This is a genomic window from Nonomuraea sp. NPDC023979 (assembly GCF_040639085.1).
Classification (GTDB): domain Bacteria; phylum Actinomycetota; class Actinomycetes; order Streptosporangiales; family Streptosporangiaceae; genus Nonomuraea; species Nonomuraea ceibae.
Genome location: NZ_JBEZZG010000019.1, coordinates 22,783 through 39,603, shown reverse-complemented (window position 1 = coordinate 39,603; position 16,821 = coordinate 22,783). Strand labels below are relative to the sequence as shown.

The 16,821-nt window shown below is 73.9% G+C and carries 14 protein-coding genes; 11 read left to right on the top strand and 3 right to left on the bottom strand.

From position 1 onward, the window contains the following. Positions 1-222: 222 nt before the first annotated feature. The 10 genes from AB0G11_RS28805 (at position 223) to AB0G11_RS28760 (ending at position 12,146) form a co-directional block, all read left to right on the top strand. Positions 223-2,433, top strand: coding sequence for an Ig-like domain-containing protein (locus AB0G11_RS28805; protein ID WP_357589608.1), 2,211 nt, complete (start codon positions 223-225; stop codon positions 2,431-2,433). Positions 2,434-2,560: 127 nt separating this feature from the next. Beyond that, positions 2,561-3,682 carry a GntR family transcriptional regulator gene (locus tag AB0G11_RS28800; RefSeq protein WP_219507346.1) on the top strand — a complete coding sequence of 374 codons (1,122 nt, stop codon included), beginning with the start codon at positions 2,561-2,563 and terminating at the stop codon, positions 3,680-3,682. Between the two features lie 139 nt (positions 3,683-3,821). Continuing rightward, positions 3,822-5,117: a sugar ABC transporter substrate-binding protein gene (locus AB0G11_RS28795; RefSeq protein WP_357589606.1), complete on the top strand. Its 1,296-nt coding sequence runs from the start codon at positions 3,822-3,824 to the stop codon at positions 5,115-5,117. Continuing rightward, a complete protein-coding gene (locus tag AB0G11_RS28790; protein WP_219507349.1) occupies positions 5,114-6,046 on the top strand; it encodes a sugar ABC transporter permease in 933 nt (310 codons plus the stop codon). The genes AB0G11_RS28795 and AB0G11_RS28790 overlap by 4 nt, the downstream gene beginning before the upstream one ends. Next, positions 6,039-6,851, top strand: a complete 813-nt coding sequence (locus AB0G11_RS28785; RefSeq protein WP_357589604.1) for a carbohydrate ABC transporter permease — start codon at positions 6,039-6,041, stop codon at positions 6,849-6,851. The genes AB0G11_RS28790 and AB0G11_RS28785 overlap by 8 nt, the downstream gene beginning before the upstream one ends. A 36-nt stretch (positions 6,852-6,887) precedes the next feature. Beyond that, positions 6,888-7,895 (top strand): Gfo/Idh/MocA family oxidoreductase, encoded by a 1,008-nt coding sequence (locus AB0G11_RS28780; RefSeq protein ID WP_219507351.1) that lies wholly within the window; start codon positions 6,888-6,890, stop codon positions 7,893-7,895. Further along, the gene (locus AB0G11_RS28775) at positions 7,892-8,662 is read left to right on the top strand and encodes a sugar phosphate isomerase/epimerase family protein (protein ID WP_219507352.1); all 771 of its coding nucleotides are present in this window, start codon (positions 7,892-7,894) and stop codon (positions 8,660-8,662) included. Before AB0G11_RS28780 ends, AB0G11_RS28775 begins: the two co-directional genes overlap by 4 nt. Next, entirely contained in the window at positions 8,659-10,125 is a 1,467-nt protein-coding gene (locus AB0G11_RS28770) for a beta-N-acetylhexosaminidase (RefSeq protein WP_357589602.1), read from the top strand. Before AB0G11_RS28775 ends, AB0G11_RS28770 begins: the two co-directional genes overlap by 4 nt. Further along, positions 10,112-11,137, top strand: coding sequence for an epimerase (locus AB0G11_RS28765; RefSeq protein WP_357589600.1), 1,026 nt, complete (start codon positions 10,112-10,114; stop codon positions 11,135-11,137). Before AB0G11_RS28770 ends, AB0G11_RS28765 begins: the two co-directional genes overlap by 14 nt. A 1-nt stretch (position 11,138) precedes the next feature. Then, a complete protein-coding gene (locus AB0G11_RS28760; protein WP_219507356.1) occupies positions 11,139-12,146 on the top strand; it encodes a dihydrodipicolinate synthase family protein in 1,008 nt (335 codons plus the stop codon). A gap of 66 nt (positions 12,147-12,212) precedes the next feature. Here the strand turns inward: AB0G11_RS28760 and AB0G11_RS28755 are convergent, their stop codons facing one another. The 3 genes from AB0G11_RS28755 to AB0G11_RS28745 form a co-directional block, all read right to left on the bottom strand. Beyond that, on the bottom strand, positions 12,213-13,358 hold the full coding sequence (locus AB0G11_RS28755) for an enolase C-terminal domain-like protein (protein ID WP_357589598.1): 1,146 nt from the start codon (positions 13,356-13,358) through the stop codon (positions 12,213-12,215). Positions 13,359-13,514: 156 nt separating this feature from the next. After that, complete coding sequence (locus tag AB0G11_RS28750) at positions 13,515-14,681, bottom strand: FAD-dependent monooxygenase (RefSeq protein WP_357589596.1); 1,167 nt, start codon at positions 14,679-14,681, stop codon at positions 13,515-13,517. Positions 14,682-14,813: 132 nt separating this feature from the next. Beyond that, a complete protein-coding gene (locus AB0G11_RS28745; protein WP_357589594.1) occupies positions 14,814-15,860 on the bottom strand; it encodes a serine hydrolase domain-containing protein in 1,047 nt (348 codons plus the stop codon). 498 nt (positions 15,861-16,358) lie between these two features. Between AB0G11_RS28745 and AB0G11_RS28740 the strand changes: the two genes are divergently transcribed. Beyond that, on the top strand, positions 16,359-16,754 hold the full coding sequence (locus AB0G11_RS28740) for a DUF4279 domain-containing protein (protein ID WP_357589592.1): 396 nt from the start codon (positions 16,359-16,361) through the stop codon (positions 16,752-16,754). Positions 16,755-16,821: the final 67 nt, after the last annotated feature.

The window sequence follows — 16,821 nt, the reverse complement described above, 5'->3', positions numbered from 1 at the left end:
TCGAAACTTTTCGGGGGGATGGGTTCGCAGCAGCATACAAGCCGCATGTCAGGCTATCGAAACATTTCTGCCGGCGGCCGCTCTTATGTCGCCTGCCGTGCAGGAGGGAATTCACGCCATTTTTATTCCGGAAACCTCCCGTTATTGTTGCGCCATTCCTGGGCGCTCTGCCCGGACATTCCTTCCTCCGGCCCTGATTCATTCCTATAGAGGTGGCCTCTCATGCCTTTACGGTTCTCGCGGATCTCCGGCGGGCTGCTGCTCGCCCTGACCGGGGTCGCGGCCCTGCCGCCGCCCGCCGCCGGCGCCGTCGAACCCCCCTCGGTGGTGATCGACTCCGCCGAGACGGCTCCCGGCGTCGTCCGCCTGGCCGGGCGATTCACCGGCGCGTACGACGTGACCCTCGTCGTCGGCGGCGAGCGGATCGAACGGGCCCGCGTCAGCGACCCCGACGCCGACGACACCGGCACCTGGTCCTACGACCTGGACACCCGCGACCTGCACGGGGACGTCGAGGTCTACGCCAGGGCGAGCGACGCCCGCACCCGCTACGGCGTGTGGTCGCGGCCGACGACGCTGCGGCTGGACAACCCGGCGGCCCGCGCGCCCGAGGTGGCGATCACCGCGCCCGCCGACGGCGCCCGGCTCTCCAAACCCACCCCGATCCGCGTGGACGTGCGGGACCACGACGTGCGCACGGTGCGGGTGCGGGTCAACGGCGGGCCGTGGACGCGCGCCACCGGCGCGGCCGGGCGCTACACGGCGCTGCTGACCCCCTCCCACCACGGTGACGTGGCGGCGAGCCTGGAGGCCGAGGCGGTGGACGCGCGCGGCCACGTGTCCCGGTCCGCGACCAGGTACGTGCTGCTGGGCACGGCCGAGAAGGAACGGCCGGTGCCGCACCGGCAGGACCGGGCGATGTGGATCTGGGAGAAGGCCTCCTACAACCTGGTGCTCAACCCGGGCTCGCGCCGCCTGCTGGAGACCGTCCTCGACCCCGGCTCGACGATCTACCTGGGCGTGGACGTCCACGCCGGGCGCGACGTGATCGAGGACGCCCGGCCCCGGCTGCGCGACTTCGTGGCCTGGGCGCACCGCCGCGGCATGCGGGTGCACGCCACTGTCGCCGGCGGCACCCGGCCGCCGTACCTGGGGGCGCTGCCCCGCTACCGCGACCGCGCGGTGCGGGAGATGGAGCGGGTGCTGAACTACAACCTGTCCTCCGCGCCCGAGCAGCGCTTCGACGGGATCAACGTGGACATCGAGCCGTACATCCTGCCGTGGTTCGCCAGCGCCAAGCCGGAGCCGCAGATCCAGTGGCTGGACACGCTGCGGGCGATGATCGCCCGACGGGACGCCTCCGGCCAGCCGCTGCTGTTCGGGCCGGCGGTGCCCCGCTGGCTGGACGTGTCGGCGTGCTGCACGGCCGTCCCGTACGGCGGCGTCACCCGGCCGCTGTCGGAGCACGTGCAGGACCTGTCCGACTACATCGCGATCATGGACTACCGCGACACGGCCGACGGGAGCGCGGGCATCATCGCGCAGGCCGCCGGCGAGCTGGCCTACGCCGAGCGCATCGGCAAGCCGCTGTCGGTCGTGGTCGGGGTCGAGACGCTCGACATCGCCACCAGCGGCGACCCTTCCAGCATCACCTTCCGCGAGGAGGGCAGGGACGCCCTGGAGGCCGAGCTGGCCAAGGTCTACACGGCGTTCTCGGCGAGCCCGGCCTTCGCCGGGGTGGCGCTGCACCACTACGACTCCTACCGCGAGCTGCCCACGGTCTGGGGGCCGTCGGCCCGGTGGCCGGACCCGCCGGCCGACGCGGGCCCGCCGACCGGCGTGGCCTCCCCGCCGACTGCCACGGCGTTCGAGCACGCCACGGTCGACCTGGCCTACGGCCGGGCCGGCGACGACACGGAGGTGGCCTTCTACGAGGTGCACCGGTCGGCGCGGGCGGGCTTCACGCCGGGGGCGGACACGCTCGCCGGGCGGGCGCGCGGCCTGACGCACACCGACACGGGGCTGCTGCCGGGCACCGCCTACCACTACCGGGTCGTCCCGGTGGACGTGGCCGGGAACCGCGGCCCCGCCTCCGCGCCGGTGACGGTGACGACGGGCGGCACCGGCCTGCGCCCGGCGGTGGTGGAGTCGATGGCGGTCACGCTGGAGAACGGCGTGGCGCGGGTGCGGCTGCGCGTGGTGGACCAGGAGACCGGGGAGCCGGTGGCCGCCACCGTGCGGGGCCGGTTCACCTTCTCCGCCGGCCGGTACGTGACGGTGACCGCCGACGCCGGCGGATGGGCCACGGCCACGTCGGAGACGCTGAAGCAGGCGACGGGCGAGACCGGCTTCGCCGTGCACCGTCTGACGGCCCCGGACCGCTACTGGGCCGGCGCCTATGACCGCGACCGGGACGTCACCGCGTCCTGGTGACCCCTGCACGCACGCCCGCAATAAAGGAATGAATTCATGCTATTTATCGAATGGATAAAGCATGAATTCAGGATTGACTTATGGACGGAATATGGCGAAGAATCCGGTCATGGAGCCATCCGATGGAATGAATTCCCTCCCCAGGGGTCGGCGCTTCCGCACCCTCGCCGCCCGCCTGCGGCAGGAGATCGCCCAGGGCCGCTGGCCGGTCGGCGCGAGACTCCCGACGGAGGCCGAGCTCGCCCGGACCTACGCGGTCGGCGTCAACACCGTGCGCCGCGCCGTGGACCTCCTGGTCGAGGAGGGGCTCGTCCGCCGGCGGCAGGGGTCGGGCACGTTCGTGGCGAACTCCGTCACGGCCACCCCGGGCGCCGGGCCGCGGCTCATCGGTGCGCTCGTCCCGTCCACCACCTACTACTTCCCCCGGATCGTCGAGGGCATCGAGCGGGCCGCCACCGCGGCCGGCGTCCGGCTCGTGCTCGCGTGCTCCAACTACGACCCCGCCACCGAGTCGGCCCAGCTCCAGCAGCTCGTGGACGTCGGCGTCGCCGGCCTGCTGCTGGTGCCCAACCTGCACCTGGCCGCCGACCCCGCCGCGCACCTGGCCAGGCTGCGCACGCTGCCGGTGCCGTACGTGCTGGTCGAGCGCCGGCCGGCCGACCCCAGGCCGGCCGACCCGACCTCCTACGTCTGCACCGACGTGCCCGGCGGCGGCTACGCGGCCGTGCAGCACCTGAGCGGGCTCGGCCGCAGCCGGATCGGCTACCTCGGCCGCGTCGGCACCGCGACCTCCGAGCAGGTGTTCGCCGGATTCCGCAGCGCCGTCGCCGACCTCGGCCTGCCGGAGATCCCGGCGGCCACGGCCCGGCAGGCCGTCTGGACCGGCCCCGACCTGCTCGCCTACGCCAACGCCCTGGTCGCCGAGAAGGTGCGCGCCGTCGTGTGCCTGGGCGACCGCGAGGCCACCGCCCTGCTGCCCTACCTGCGCCGGGTCGGGCTCACCGTCCCCGACGACATCGCCGTGGTCGCCTACGACGACGAGGTCGCCGACCTGTCTGAGGTGCCGCTGACGGCCGTGTCGCCGCCCAAGGCCGAGGTAGGCCGCATGGCGACCGAGCTGCTGCTGCGCCGCATCGAGCTCGGCCCGGCCGCCCCGGTCTGCCGCGTGGTGCTCCAGCCCCGCCTGGCCGTGCGCGCCTCCTGCGGCGCCGCCTCCGGCAGCCTCGTGGAAGTACGCGTCCCCACCTAGAACGCACACCCTCAGAACGCACACCCCCAGAACGCGCACGGTCCGGCAACCGCGCACGCCCCCCGAGAGGCGCGCGCGGTCCCAGGCACGCGCTCGTCCCCTTCACCCCCCTGATCCCCCCTTCGCCCGTGGAGGACCCATGAAAGTTCGCATGCTCGCCGCCGGCACGCTGGCCGTGCTCGCCCTGGCCGGGACGGCGTCGTGCGGAGGCGGCCCGGCCGGGGAGCCGGGCGCCGTCACCCTGCGCCTCGGCTTCTACGCCGGCGCCGGAGACCCCGCCGACACGCTCATGCGGGAACTGGTCAAGGAGTTCACCGCCGCCAACCCGTCGATCAAGGTGCAGCTGGAGGTCGCACCGTACGTCAAGTTCTTCGAGCGGCTGCGCACGCAGATCGCCGGCGGCCAGGCGCCGCAGGTGTGGCTGTCGGACGGCGTGCTCGTGCAGGAGTTCGCCGCCCGCGGCGCGCTGGCCGACCTCACCGACCGCGTCAGGACCGTTGACGCCGCCGCCTACTCCGGCCTGGAGCTGAACCGCGACGGGAAGGGCCGCGTCCACGGCTTCCCCCAGGGCGCCCAGACGCCCGTGCTGTTCTACAACAAGAAGCTGTTCGCCGAGGCCGGCGTGGCCGAGCCGACCGCCGACTGGACCTACGACGACCTGGCCGCCGCCGCCAGGAAGCTCACCAAGGACACCAACGGCGACGGCAGGCCCGACACCTACGGCTTCCGCGCCTACTCCCCCGGCTTCACCGAGAGCTGGTGGCCCATCGTCAAGGCGTTCGGCGGCGACGTCGTCACCGACGGCAACCGCAAGGTCGCCATCGACACCTCCGAGTCCAGGGCCGCGCTCGACTGGATGCTGGCCGCGATGGGCAAGGACGGGTTCGCCCCCGACTACGTCACCACCGAGTCCTTCGGCAAGGGCGCCGTGCACACCCTGTTCGCCACCGGCCGCGTGGCCATGTCGTACGGCATCTACGCCCGGACCCTGCCCGCCATGAGCGCGAAGGTCGACTTCGGCGTCGCCCCGCTGCCCAAGGGGCCCGGCGGCCGGGGGAACGTCGCCATCGTCAACTCGTGGGTGGTCAGCAAGGCCGCCACGCCCGAGCAGGCCGACGCCGCCTGGAAGTGGATCACGTACTTCTCCGGCGAGAAGCCGCAGAGCCGCTGGGCCGAGCTCGGCGAGGCCATCCCGATCAACAAGAAGGCCGCCGCCACGGCGCTGCCCGCCGACCGGGGCCCGGTGTTCCTGGAGGCGCTGGACGCCTCGGACACGCTCGGCACCAACGCCGTCTGGTCGGAGTACACCGAGGCCCTGGCCAAGCGCGTCAACGAGGCGCTGTCGGGCGCCACCCCGGTGGCCGAGGCGCTGGCGACCGGGCAGAAGGAGGCCCAGCAGGTCATCGACCGCTTCTACGCGGGGCAGACGCAGTGACGGTCCTCACCCGCAAGGCGCGGCCGGTCGCCGCCGGGCCTCCCGCGACGGCGCGCACGCGCAGGGCCAGGGAACGCGCCTGGGCCCTGGCCTTCGCCTCCCCCTACCTGCTCCACCTGGTGGCGCTGACCGCCTGGCCGGTGCTGGCCTCGCTGTTCTTCAGCATGACCGACTACGACCTGATGTCCCCGCCCACGTTCGTCGGGTTCGGCAACTTCTCCCGGCTGCTCGGCGACGAGGTGTTCTGGCGCACGCTCGGCAACACCGCCTACTTCGCGGTGTTGTTCGTGCCCACCCAGACGGCGCTGGCGCTGCTGCTGGCGATGGCGCTCAACCAGCGGCTGCGCGGCATGGCGCTGTTCCGGGCCGCCTACTTCGTGCCGGTGGTCTCCTCGTGGGTGGTGGTCGCCTACGTCGCCGACTCGGTGTTCAACCCGCAGACCGGCATCGCCAACCAGGTGCTCGCCCTGGTCGGGCTGCCGGCCGAGAACTGGCTGCAGGACCCGGCCCTGGTCATCCCCACCCTGGCCGCCGTCGCGGTGTGGAAGGGCGTCGGCTACATGATGGTGCTGTTCCTGGCCGGGCTGCAGGCCATCCCCGAGGAGCGGTACGAGGCGGCCAAGATCGACGGCGCCTCGGCGTGGAACCGCTTCCGCTACATCACGCTGCCCGGGATCTCCGGCACGACGTTCCTGGTGCTGGTGCTCACCTCCATCGAGACGCTGCAGTCGTTCGAGCAGGTGTACGTGATGACCGACGGCGGCCCGCACGGCGCCAGCGAGCTGACCGTCCTCTACCTGTACCGGCAGGGCTTCCAGTTCTTCCAGATGGGCTACGCCTCGGCCGTGGCGTGGGTGCTGTTCGTGCTGGTGCTCGTGCTCACCCTGGTGCAGTTCCGGCTCCAGCGCAGGTGGGTGCACTATGCGTAAGACGCTGTCGTACCTGCTGGTCCTGTCGGGGGCGGCGGTCATGCTGGTGCCGTTCCTGGCGGCGCTGGGCAACTCGCTCAAGAGCTTCGCCCAGTACATCCAGGTGCCGCCGGTGTGGGTCCCCGACCCCGTCCAGTGGAGCAACTACGCCGAGGTGTGGGAACGCGCCCCGTTCGGGATCTACCTGGTCAACAGCCTCGTGATCGCCGTGCTGGCGGTGATCGGCAACGTCGTCACCAGCGCGACCGTCGGCCACGCCCTGGCCAGGATGCGCCTGCCCGGCAAGCAGGCCCTGCTCACGATGGCGCTCGGCACGATGATGCTGCCCACCGTCATCACGATCGTGCCGAACTTCCTGCTGTTCCGGTCGCTGGGCTGGCTGGACACGCTGCTGCCGCTCATCGTGCCGTACTGGCTCGCCACGCCCATCGGGATCTTCCTGATGCGGCAGACGTTCCTGGCCATCCCCAGGGACTTCGAGGAGGCCGCCGGCCTGGACGGCGCCAACCCGTGGCAGGTGTTCTGGCGGGTGCACCTCCCGCTGGCCAAGCCCGCCCTGGCCACGCTGGCCGTCTTCACGTTCACCACCTCGTGGAAGGCCGTGCTGGAGCCGGTCGTCTACCTCACCTCGCCGGAGAACTACACGCTGCCCGTCGGCGTGCTGAGCCTCAAGGGGCAGTGGGTGGGCAACGACCAGCTCGTCACGGCCGCGGCCATGATGAGCCTCCTGCCGATGCTCGTGGTGTTCGTGCTGGCCCAGCGCTACTTCGTCCGCGGAACCATGTCCGCGGGACTCAAGGGCTGAGCCCCTCTCAGCCCCGTCCACCTCAGAAAGGACATCGTGACCATTACATCCGGGCTGCGCCTGGGCGTCATCGGCGCGGGCACCATCGCCGAGTTCCACCTGGCGGCCGCCCGCCGGAGCGCCGGGCGGGTGAACGTCGTCGCGGTGTGCGACGTGCGCGCCGAGGCGGCGGAGAAGCTGGCCGCCGAGGCCGGCGCCCGCGTCCACACCGACCATCGGGCGATGCTCGACGCGGGCGGCCTCGACGCGGTCGTCGTCACGGTCCCGCACGCCCTGCACGCCCCCATCACGCTCGACGCCGCCGCGGCCGGGTTGCACGTGCTCGTGGAGAAGCCCATCGCCACCACGCGCGAGGACGCCCTCGCCATGATCGAGGCGTGCCGCGCCGCCGGCGTCGTGCTCGCCGCCGGCCACGTGCTGCGCTTCGTGCCGACGCTGCGCGCCGCGGCGGCCTACCTGTCCTCCGGCGAGCTGGGCGGCGTCGTGGTGGCCTCCGAGCGGCGCACCGCCGACTACGCCGACCCGGCCCGGCCGCGCTGGTTCCTCGACGCCGGCATGGCGGGCGGGGGGATCGTGCTCAACGTCGGCACCCACAGCATCGACAAGCTCCAGATGCTCGTCGGCTCCCCGATCACCGAGGTGACCGCGCACGTGGCCGTGCCCGGCGGCAAGGCCGTGGAGACCGAGGCGGTCGCGCTGGCCCGGCACGCGGACGGCACCCGCTCGACGATCAACGTCACCGGCACCGGCCTGCCGTTCACCGACGAGACCGAGATCGTCTGCGGCGAGGGGGCGGTGCGGATCAGCCGCGGCGACGGCGTGTGGTCCTTCCGCGCCGGCGCCGCCACCCAGGTGGCCGCCCCCGAGCCCGGCGAGATGGCCGCGGCCTTCGCCGCCCAGCTCGACGACTTCGCCCGCGCCTGCGCCGGGCGCACCCCGCCCCAGGTCACCCCCGAGTACGCGCTGTCCGTCCTGGACGTCGCCCTGGCCGTCTACGAGTCGGCCCGTCTCGGCTCCACCGTCACCGTGAAAGGACACCCGTGAACCCGCTCGCCTTCAGCACGCTCGGCACCCCCGGAGCCCCTGTCGACGAGGTCGTCCGGATCGCCGCCGAACACGGCTGCGCCGGCGTCGAGCTGCGGTGCGCCGACGGCGACCTCATCGCGCCTGACAGCACGGCCGCCGAGCTGCGCGCGGTCGAGCGCGCCTTCGCCGAGGCCGGCGTCGAGATCGTCGCCGTCTGCTCCTACACCCGCGTGGCCCGCCCCGACGGCGACCCCGTCGCCGAGGTGCTGCGCCACGTCGAGATCGCCGAGGCGCTCGGCGCCCGCTACGTCCGCGTCTTCGGCGGCGTCGAAGGCCAGGCCGACCCCGCCCCGGCCGCCACCGAGCGGCTGGCCGAGGTCGCCGCCCGGCTGCCGGGCAACGGCGTGGACGTCCTGCTGGAGACCCACGACGTGTTCCTCACCGGCCAGGCCGTGGCGGCGGTGCTGTCCGGGGTCGGCTCGGAGCGCGTCGGCGCCCTGTGGGACGTCGTGAACCCGTGGCGGGCCGGCGAGCCGCCCGCGCGCACCGCCGACCTGCTCGCGCCGCACCTGCGGCACGTGCAGATCAAGGACGCCGCCTCGCCCGCCGACCTGGCGCCGGTGCTGCCCGGCCACGGCGCCGTCGGCGTGCCCGCCGTGCTGGCCGAGCTGGACCGCATCGGCTACGCCGGCTACCTGGCCCTGGAGTGGGAGCGCGTCTGGTACCCCGACGCGCCGCCCGTCGGCGCAGCCCTGACCGCCTTCCGGGAGGTGCTCGGCCGATGATCCCCCAGGTCACCTCGTGGCGGCCGGGCGAAGGGCTGTTCCCGCTCGGCGCCGGCGCGCGGGTGCGCGGGCCGCAGGCCGGGCTCGCCCGCGACCTGCTCGGCCTGCCCCCGGACGGCGACGGCCCGGCCGAGATCACGCTGCGGCTCGTGGACGACGCCGCCCTGGGCCCGGAGGGCTACGTCCTCACCGTCACGCCCGAGCGCGCCGACGTGGCCGCCGCCGCCGAGGCCGGGCTGCGGTGGGGCGTGCAGACCATGCGCCAGCTCCGCACCCCCGCCGGCCTGCCGTGCGGCACCGTGCGGGACGTCCCCCGGCACGCCTGGCGCGGCGTCATGATCGACGTCGCCCGCTGGTGGCGGCCCTTGTCCTTCCTGTACGCGTACGTGGATCTGCTGGCGTTGCACAAGTTCAACGTCCTGCACCTGCACCTCACCGACGACCAGGGCTGGCGCTTCGAGGTCCGCGCCCATCCCCGCCTCACCGAGGCCGGCGCGTACCGGAGGCGGTCCCCGGCCGGGCACGCCCGCGACGGCGTGTCCGACGACACCCCGCACGGCGGCTTCTACACCCAGCGCGAGCTGCGGGAGCTGGCCGCGTACGCGGCGGCGCGCGGCGTCACCGTGGTCCCCGAGATCGAGTTCCCCGGCCACTCCCAGGCCGCCGTCGCCGCCTGCCCGTGGCTCGGCCACCCCGGTGACGAGCCCGTCGAGGTGCGCACCACCTGGGGCATCTCGCCGCACGTGCTGAACGTCGGCGACCGCGCCGTCGCGTTCGCCCGCGACGTGCTCGACGAGCTGTGCGAGGTGTTCCCGTCCCCGTACGTGCACATCGGCGGGGACGAGGTCCGCGGCGAGGAGTGGGCGCGCAGCCCCGAGGCCGCGCGGCGCGTGGCGGACGAGGGGCTGCCCGGTCCCGCCGCCCTGCTCGGCTGGTGGGGCCGCCTGCTGGCCGGTCACCTGCGCGGGCTCGGCCGCCGCGCGGTCGCCTGGGACGACATGCTCGACCACGACCCGCCCGAGGACATGGTGATCATGGCGTGGCGGGGCGTGGACCGGGTGGAGGCCGCGCTGCGCGCCGGGCACGACGTGGTCGCCGCCCCGCACACGCACACCTACCTCGACTACGCCGAGTCCGACGGGCCGGGCGAGCCCGTCAGCATCTCCGGGCCGCTGCCGCTGGAGACCGTCTACGGGTTCGACGCCGGTGACGCCGTCCTCGGCCTGCAGGCCCAGCTGTGGGGCGAGTACCTGCCCACGCGCGAGCGGTTCGACTACAACGCCTTCCCCCGGCTGTGCGCGGTCGCCGAGGCCGCCTGGTCACGGGGCCGGGACCTGGGCGGCTTCACCCGCCGCCTGTCGGCCCACCTGCCGCTGCTCGACGAGCTCGGCGTGCGTTACCGGCGGCCCGGCCACGCCAGGGCCTCCGGCCTCGCGGAAGGAGCGCGGCATGTTCGGGTCTGAGAAGGAGCTCGAGGAGCGGCTGGCCACCCCGTCGGCCGCGCTGGTCGCCGACGCCGCCCGGCTCGACGGCGACCTCGTCCTCCTCGGCGCTGGCGGCAAGATGGGCCCCAGCCTGGCCCGGCTGGCCCGCCGCGCCCTGGACGCCGCCGGGCGCTCCGGGACCCGCGTGCACGCGGTCTCGCGCTGGTCGGACGAGGCGGCGGCGCGGGCGCTGCGCGAGGACGGGGTGGACGTCGTCCGCCACGACCTCATGGGCGGCGACGACCTGGCCGGGCTGCCCGACGCCGGCGGCGTCGTGTTCCTGGCCGGGGCCAAGTTCGGCACCTCGGCCGAGCCGTACCGGGCGTGGGCGGTCAACGCCGCGCTGCCTGCCGCGGTCGGGCGCCGCTACCGCGACGCCGCCATCGCCGCGTTCTCCACCGGCAACGTGTACCCGCTCGTGGACGTGACCCGGGGCGGCAGCGCCGAGGACGACGAGCCCGGCCCGGTCGGCGAGTACGCCATGAGCTGCCTGGGCCGCGAACGCGTCTTCGAGCACGCCGCCGCCGTCCTCGGCGCGCGGGTGGCGATCCTGCGGCTGTCCTACGCCGTGGACCTGCGTTACGGCGTGCTGGCCGACCTCGCCTCGGCCGTGCGGGACGGCCGGCCCGTGGACGTCACGACCGGCCACGTCAACGTCGTCTGGCAGGGCTACGCCAACGAGGTCGCGCTGCGGTCGCTGCTGCACGCGCGCGCCCCGGAGCCGTTCGTGCTCAACCTGACCGGGCCGGAGACCGCCTCCGTGCGGCGCGCCGCCACCCGGCTGGCCGCACTCCTCGGCGCCGGGCCCCGCTTCGCCGGGGAGGAGTCCGGCACGGCGCTGCTCAGCGACGCCTCCCGCTGCCACGGCCTGTTCGGCTACCCGGACGTCCCCCTGGACACCCTCGTCGCCTGGCAGGCCGCCTGGCTGACGCGCGGCCTGCCGCTGGCGGGCAAGCCGACCAAGTTCTCCGTACGCGACGGGAGGTTCTGACGTGTCGATCGACCTGCTCAGGGAGGGGAGCGTCATCCCCGCCCACCCGCTGGCGCTCACCGCCGCCCGCACCCTGGACGAGCGCCGCCAGCGCGCGCTCACCCGCTACTACCTGGCCGCCGGGGCCGGCGGGGTGGCCGTCGGCGTGCACACCACGCAGTTCGCCATCCGCGAGGCCGGGCTGCTCCGGCCGGTCCTGGAGCTCGCCGCGGAGGTGGTGGCCAAGGAGTCCGGACGGCCGTTCGTGCTGGTCGCCGGGGCCTGCGGCGGCACCGCCCAGGCCGTCGCCGAGGCGGAGCTGGCCGCCTCGCTCGGCTACCACGCGGTGCTGCTGTCGCCCTCCGTGCCCGGCGCGAGCGAGCCGGAGCTGCTGGAGCGGGCCAGGGCCGTCGGCGAGGTGCTGCCCGTCATCGGCTTCTACCTGCAGGAGGCGGTCGGGGGACAGCGGCTGAGCCCGGCCTTCTGGCGGGGGCTGAGCCGGCAGGAGTCCGTGGTGGCGATCAAGACGGCGCCGTTCGACCGCTACCGCACGGTGGACGTGGCCAGGGCGGTCGCCGAGTCGGGCCGCGGCGGCGACGTCGCCCTCTACACGGGCAACGACGACAACATCCTGGGCGACCTGCTCACCTCGTTCGCCGGCCACCGCGTCGCCGGCGGGCTGCTCGGCCAGTGGGCGGTGTGGACCCGGGCGGCCGTGCTCATGTTCGAGGAGGTGCGGCGGGCGCGGGCCGGGGACGACGCGGCCCTGCGCTCGCTGCTGGCCCGCGCCGCCGACCTCACCGACGCCAACGGCGCCGTCTTCGACGTGGCGGGCGGCTTCCGCGGCTGCGTCGCCGGCGTGCACGAGGTGCTGCGCGGGCAGGGGCTGCTGGCCGGGACGTGGTGCCTGGACCCGGAGGAGACCCTGTCGCCGGGGCAGGCGGAGGAGATCGCCCGGGTGCGAGCGGCGTACCCGTGGCTGGTGGACGACGACTTCGTGGCCGCCCACCTGGACGACTGGCTCCGCTGACCCGGCGCGCGGGCCGGAAGGGCCGGGGCGGGAGGACCGCCCCGGTCCTTCCGGCCGTTCGAGGGGTCAGGCGGTCCAGTGGGCGGTGGCCAGCGAGCGGACGGCCTGCTCGTCCACCTCGACCCCGAGCCCCGGACCGGACGGCACCAGTGCGGCGCCGTCCACGACCTCCACCGTGCTCCCCCCGACGTACGCCGACCGGACGAACTGCCGGCCGTTCAGGTCCACCGGCGTGTCCACGCCGAACGCCGCGAACAGGTGCAGCGACGCGGCGAACCCGAGGTCGGTGTCGGTCAGCCCCGACCCCATGATGCGGAGCCCGGCGTCCTCGGCGAGCTGGCACAGGCGGCGCGACAGCGTGAGGCCGCCCGACCGCTGCACCTTGGCGATGGCGATGTCCACCGCGTCGAGCTTCACGAACGTGGCCAGGTCCGACGGGTGCCGCAGGCTCTCGTCCAGGGCCACCGGCAGCGGGCTGTGGTCGCGCAGCCGCCGCAGGCCGGTGAGGTCGTTGGCGGGCAGCGGCTGCTCGAACGCCGACACGTCCAGGTCGGCCAGCCTGCGGGCCATCCGCAGCGCGCCGTCGACGGTGTAGGCCTGGTTGGCGTCCACCCAGACGGGCGCGTCCGGCGCGGCCCGCCGGACCGCCGCCACGACGGCGTAGTCCGTCGCCTCGTCGTGCAGCCCCACCTTGACCTTGTATGCCCCGTAGCCGTGCTCGCGGCCTTCCTCGACCGCCCGCCGCACCTCGTCGGCGGTCTGACCGGCGACGATCCAGCCCAGTTTGATCCGGTCGAGCCTGCGCTGCCCCCACAGCACGCCGACGGGCACGCCGAGCGCCCGCCCGATCAGGTCGTGCAGCGCCAGGTCGAGCGCCGACTTGGCGATCGGGGAGCCGATCGTCAGCCCCCGGTTGATCACCTTCTCGAAGGCCGCGCCGGCCCCGTCGAAGTCCCAGGCGGGCCGGCCGATCAGGGCCGGGGCGAGGTAGTGGTGGATCGTCGTCGAGATCGACTCGGTGGTCTCGTACGTCCACGCGGGCGTCGGCGTCGCCTCGCCCCAGCCGGTGAGCCCACCGGCGGTCACCTTCACCAGCACGCGGACGGCGGGCCGGTCGGGGCTGGTGACGCTCCCGCGCGAGATGCTGAACGACCGGATCGCCGGCAATTCCACGACGAAGGTCTCCACCCGCTCGACGACCAGCGAATCCATCGACGACTCCCACAGCATGAATTGATGCCTTTTCTTTTATCGCGAAATGCCAAAATAGCATGAAGGCAGAAAAGGCATAATTCACGGAATGAATTCATGGGTCCGGAACAACGGCGCCCCGGGCGAAAGTCCGGCCATTGCCGATCCGCGGCCGGCTCAGGCCGGGCGGGGCGGGTGCCAGTCGAGGGTCCGGGCGGTCGCGTTCAGGTAGGTGTCGGCCGGGACCAGGGAGGCGAGCGTGTCGCGCACGGCCGCGCCCACGGGGTTGCGGAGCTGGATGATGCGGCCGACCTGGGCCGACGTCCGCACCACCTGCTGCGCCCTGGGCCGCCTCGCCCGGTCGTAGCGCACGAGCGCCTCCTCGACGCCGCTCCGGGAGCTCGCGAACGCCGTCAGGGTGACCGCGTCCTCCAGCGCCTGGGCCGCGCCCTGGCCGAGGTCGGGGGTCAGCGCGTGCGCCGCGTCGCCCAGCAGGGCCACCCGGCCCGAGACGTAGGTCTCCAAGGGGGTGACGAGGGAGTGGATGTCGTGCCTGATCAGGGCGTCGGGCGAGGTGGCGGCGAGGAGCTGGGGGATGGGCCGGTGCCAGCTCGCGAACCGGGCCCCGAGCTGGGCCAGGGTGTCGCCCGCCCCGGCGCCCTCGGGGCAGGACTGGGTGGCGTACCAGTAGACGCGCCCGTCGGCCAGGGGGATCACGCCGAAGCGCCGTCCGCGTCCCCAGCTCTCGGTGATGGACCTGGACATCCCGGCGGGAGTGCTATCGGCGGCGACGATGCCGCGCCAGGTGATGTAGCCGGCGTAGACGGGGCCCGGATGGGCGGGGAACAGGATCCGGCGCAGCTTGCTACGGATGCCGTCCGCCCCCACGATCAGGTCGGCGGTCAGCTCCCCCGGGCCGTCGGGCCCGTCGAAGGCCACCGTGCCCGGTCCCGGCAGGCCGGTGAGCGTGTGGCCGAGCCGGATGTCGGCGTCCTGGAGTGCGCCGATCAGCAGGTCGTGGAGGTCGGCCCGGTGCAGCGCGAAGGCCGGCACGCCCATGCGGCGCTCCAGGTCCTGAACCCTTCCGCGCATGATCCAGCGCCCTGACGGCCTGCGCAGCCCGGCCGAGCCCTGCGCCATGCCCCTGGCGCGGAGCTCGGCGCCCAGTCCGAGCGCGTCCAGCGCGCGCACGGCGTTGGGCGCCAGGGTGATGCCGGAGCCCAGCGGCCGGAACGCGGGCGCGCGTTCCAGCAGCGTCACCTGCCAGCCGTTACGGCGAAGCCCGATCGCGGTCGCCAGACCGCCGATGCCGCCGCCGACGACGAGCGCGGACGAGGAAGTCACCGTCTTACCCCCAGCGTGATCAACATACCATCTCGTATGGTACGAAAAGTGATCTTAGCAAGGGCCCCGCACGGGGGTGCGGCGGGGGCACGGCGGGGGCACGGCGGGGGCGGACTCCCGGATTCACCGAAGTCAGCACAGGGCGGCGTCGAGGGTGGCGAACAGGTGCCGGTCGCTCTTCGGGGTGCCCGTGGCGTAGACGGTGGCGGCCCGGCCCTCGCGGGTGCGCCCGCTGAGCACGCGCGTGCCCGGCAGCCCGCCGTCGTGCATCCAGACCCGCCCACAGCTCAGCGGATAGGTGTAGACGCCGAGCCCGTACCGGCTGCCCCGGGGGTCGGAGGCGGGGACGGCCCCGGCGAGCATGGTGCGCAGGGTGCGCTCGGGGACGCTCTGCCAGAAGCGGTTGAGGTCGTCCGGCGTGGAGACGAGGCCGCCGCCGGCGCCGAAGGCGTGGGCGGGAAGCCGCGTCGTGTCCGTCTCGCCGTCCTCCGGCGCGGCGGGGTTGAGCCCGTACGTGTGGGCGTGCCGGCCGCGGATGCCGAGTTCGCCCGGCTTGGGCCAGTACGTGCCGGGCAGGCCCTTGAGCACGCCCTGCTCGGACACGCGCCGGAAGTCCTTGCCGGTCACCTTCTCGATGATCATGCCGATGACCAGGTAGTTGGTGTTGGAGTAGGACCACTGCGCGCCCGGCTTGCCCAGCGGGCGGGTCAGGGCGAGGGCCAGGTGCTCGGCGGGGGAAGCCGGCTTGGTCCAGTCGACCAGGTCGAAGTACTCGGGCAGGCCGCTGGTGTGCTGGAGCAGCTGGCGCACGGTGACGCGGGCGCCGCCCAGCGAGCCGGGCAGGTAGTGCTCCGCCTGCTCGTCCAGGCTCACCTTGCCCGCCGCGACCAGGCGCATCACCGTCGCCGCGATCACCGGCTTGGTCACGCTGGCGGCGCGGAAGCGGCCGTGGCCGCCGACCATCGGCCTGCCCGTGCCCCGCTCGGCGGTGCCGGAGGTCCACGTGGCCGTCCGGCCGTCGCGCTCCCGCACCGAGACCATCGCGCCGGCCAGGCCGTCCTGCCGGGTCAACCGGTCGGCCTGCTGCTGCACGCTCAGGCGGGGGGCGGCCGCGGCGGGCGCGGCGACGGCTCCCAGCAGCGTGACAGCGGCGGCAGCGACGGCGAGGTGCTTGTGCATCAGAGGACATCTCCTGCGTTAGGTGGTGATGTCCTCATCTTTGGGCGTTCCGGGGTCAAGATCAGTCATGCGGGCGCGTCTGTTCCGGTAGGGCGGGCCCTACCGGAACAGGGGCGGCCAGCCGTTTCCACCGCTCTGCTACCTTCTACGGCCGTGCGCCGACGGGGCTGGGCCATCGTGTCGTGTGCCGTACTGCTGCTGATCACCGGATCCGTCGCGGCGCGGGTCCTGTCCGGGCCGGAGAGTTCCGTCCCCGGCAGGTCAGCCCGCTGCCGGTGTCCGGGCCGCCGGCCGGTGCGGCGACGCGGCAGCCGGGTGGACCGGCACGTCGCTCCTGCTGTGGGGGTGCGAGGCCGATCATGACATGCTGTCGGGCGGCACCCTCGGCCGACGGATCACGCCCTGGACCGGGCACGTCCGGGCGGCCGGGGACACGTTCGGGAACGGAGGGCCGTGCAGGTCGAGCAGTACGTGTATTTCGCACTGAAGAGTGAACGCATGCCAGCGGCGGAGATGACGGCCCGCCTCGCCCTCGAACCGGACAGGATCACGGTCATGGGCAGCAAACTGTCCGACCCGCCCCACCCGGCCGTGCACCTGTGGCGGGTCGACGGCCCGCCCCGGTCGAGCCTGCCGCTGGACGACATGATCCTGACCCTGGTGGAGCGCCTGTACCCGTACGCGGAGGCGATCGGCGACCTGGCCGGCGAGCTGGACCGGCGCGAGCCGGGGAACTCGGCGACCCTCCAGGTGGTCCGCTTCTTCACCGACGAGGCCCCCGCCGCCGGCACCCCGGACCGGCCGCTGGGATGGCATCTGGACCGGCACGTCCTGGACTTCCTGCGCGCCACCCGCGCCGAGCTCGACGTCGACGAGTACGGCCACGACCTGTGACCGGCACCGCGCCCCCGAGGCGCCCCCGAGGCGCCCCGGCCCGGCGCGATAGGTTGGCGGTCCGCCG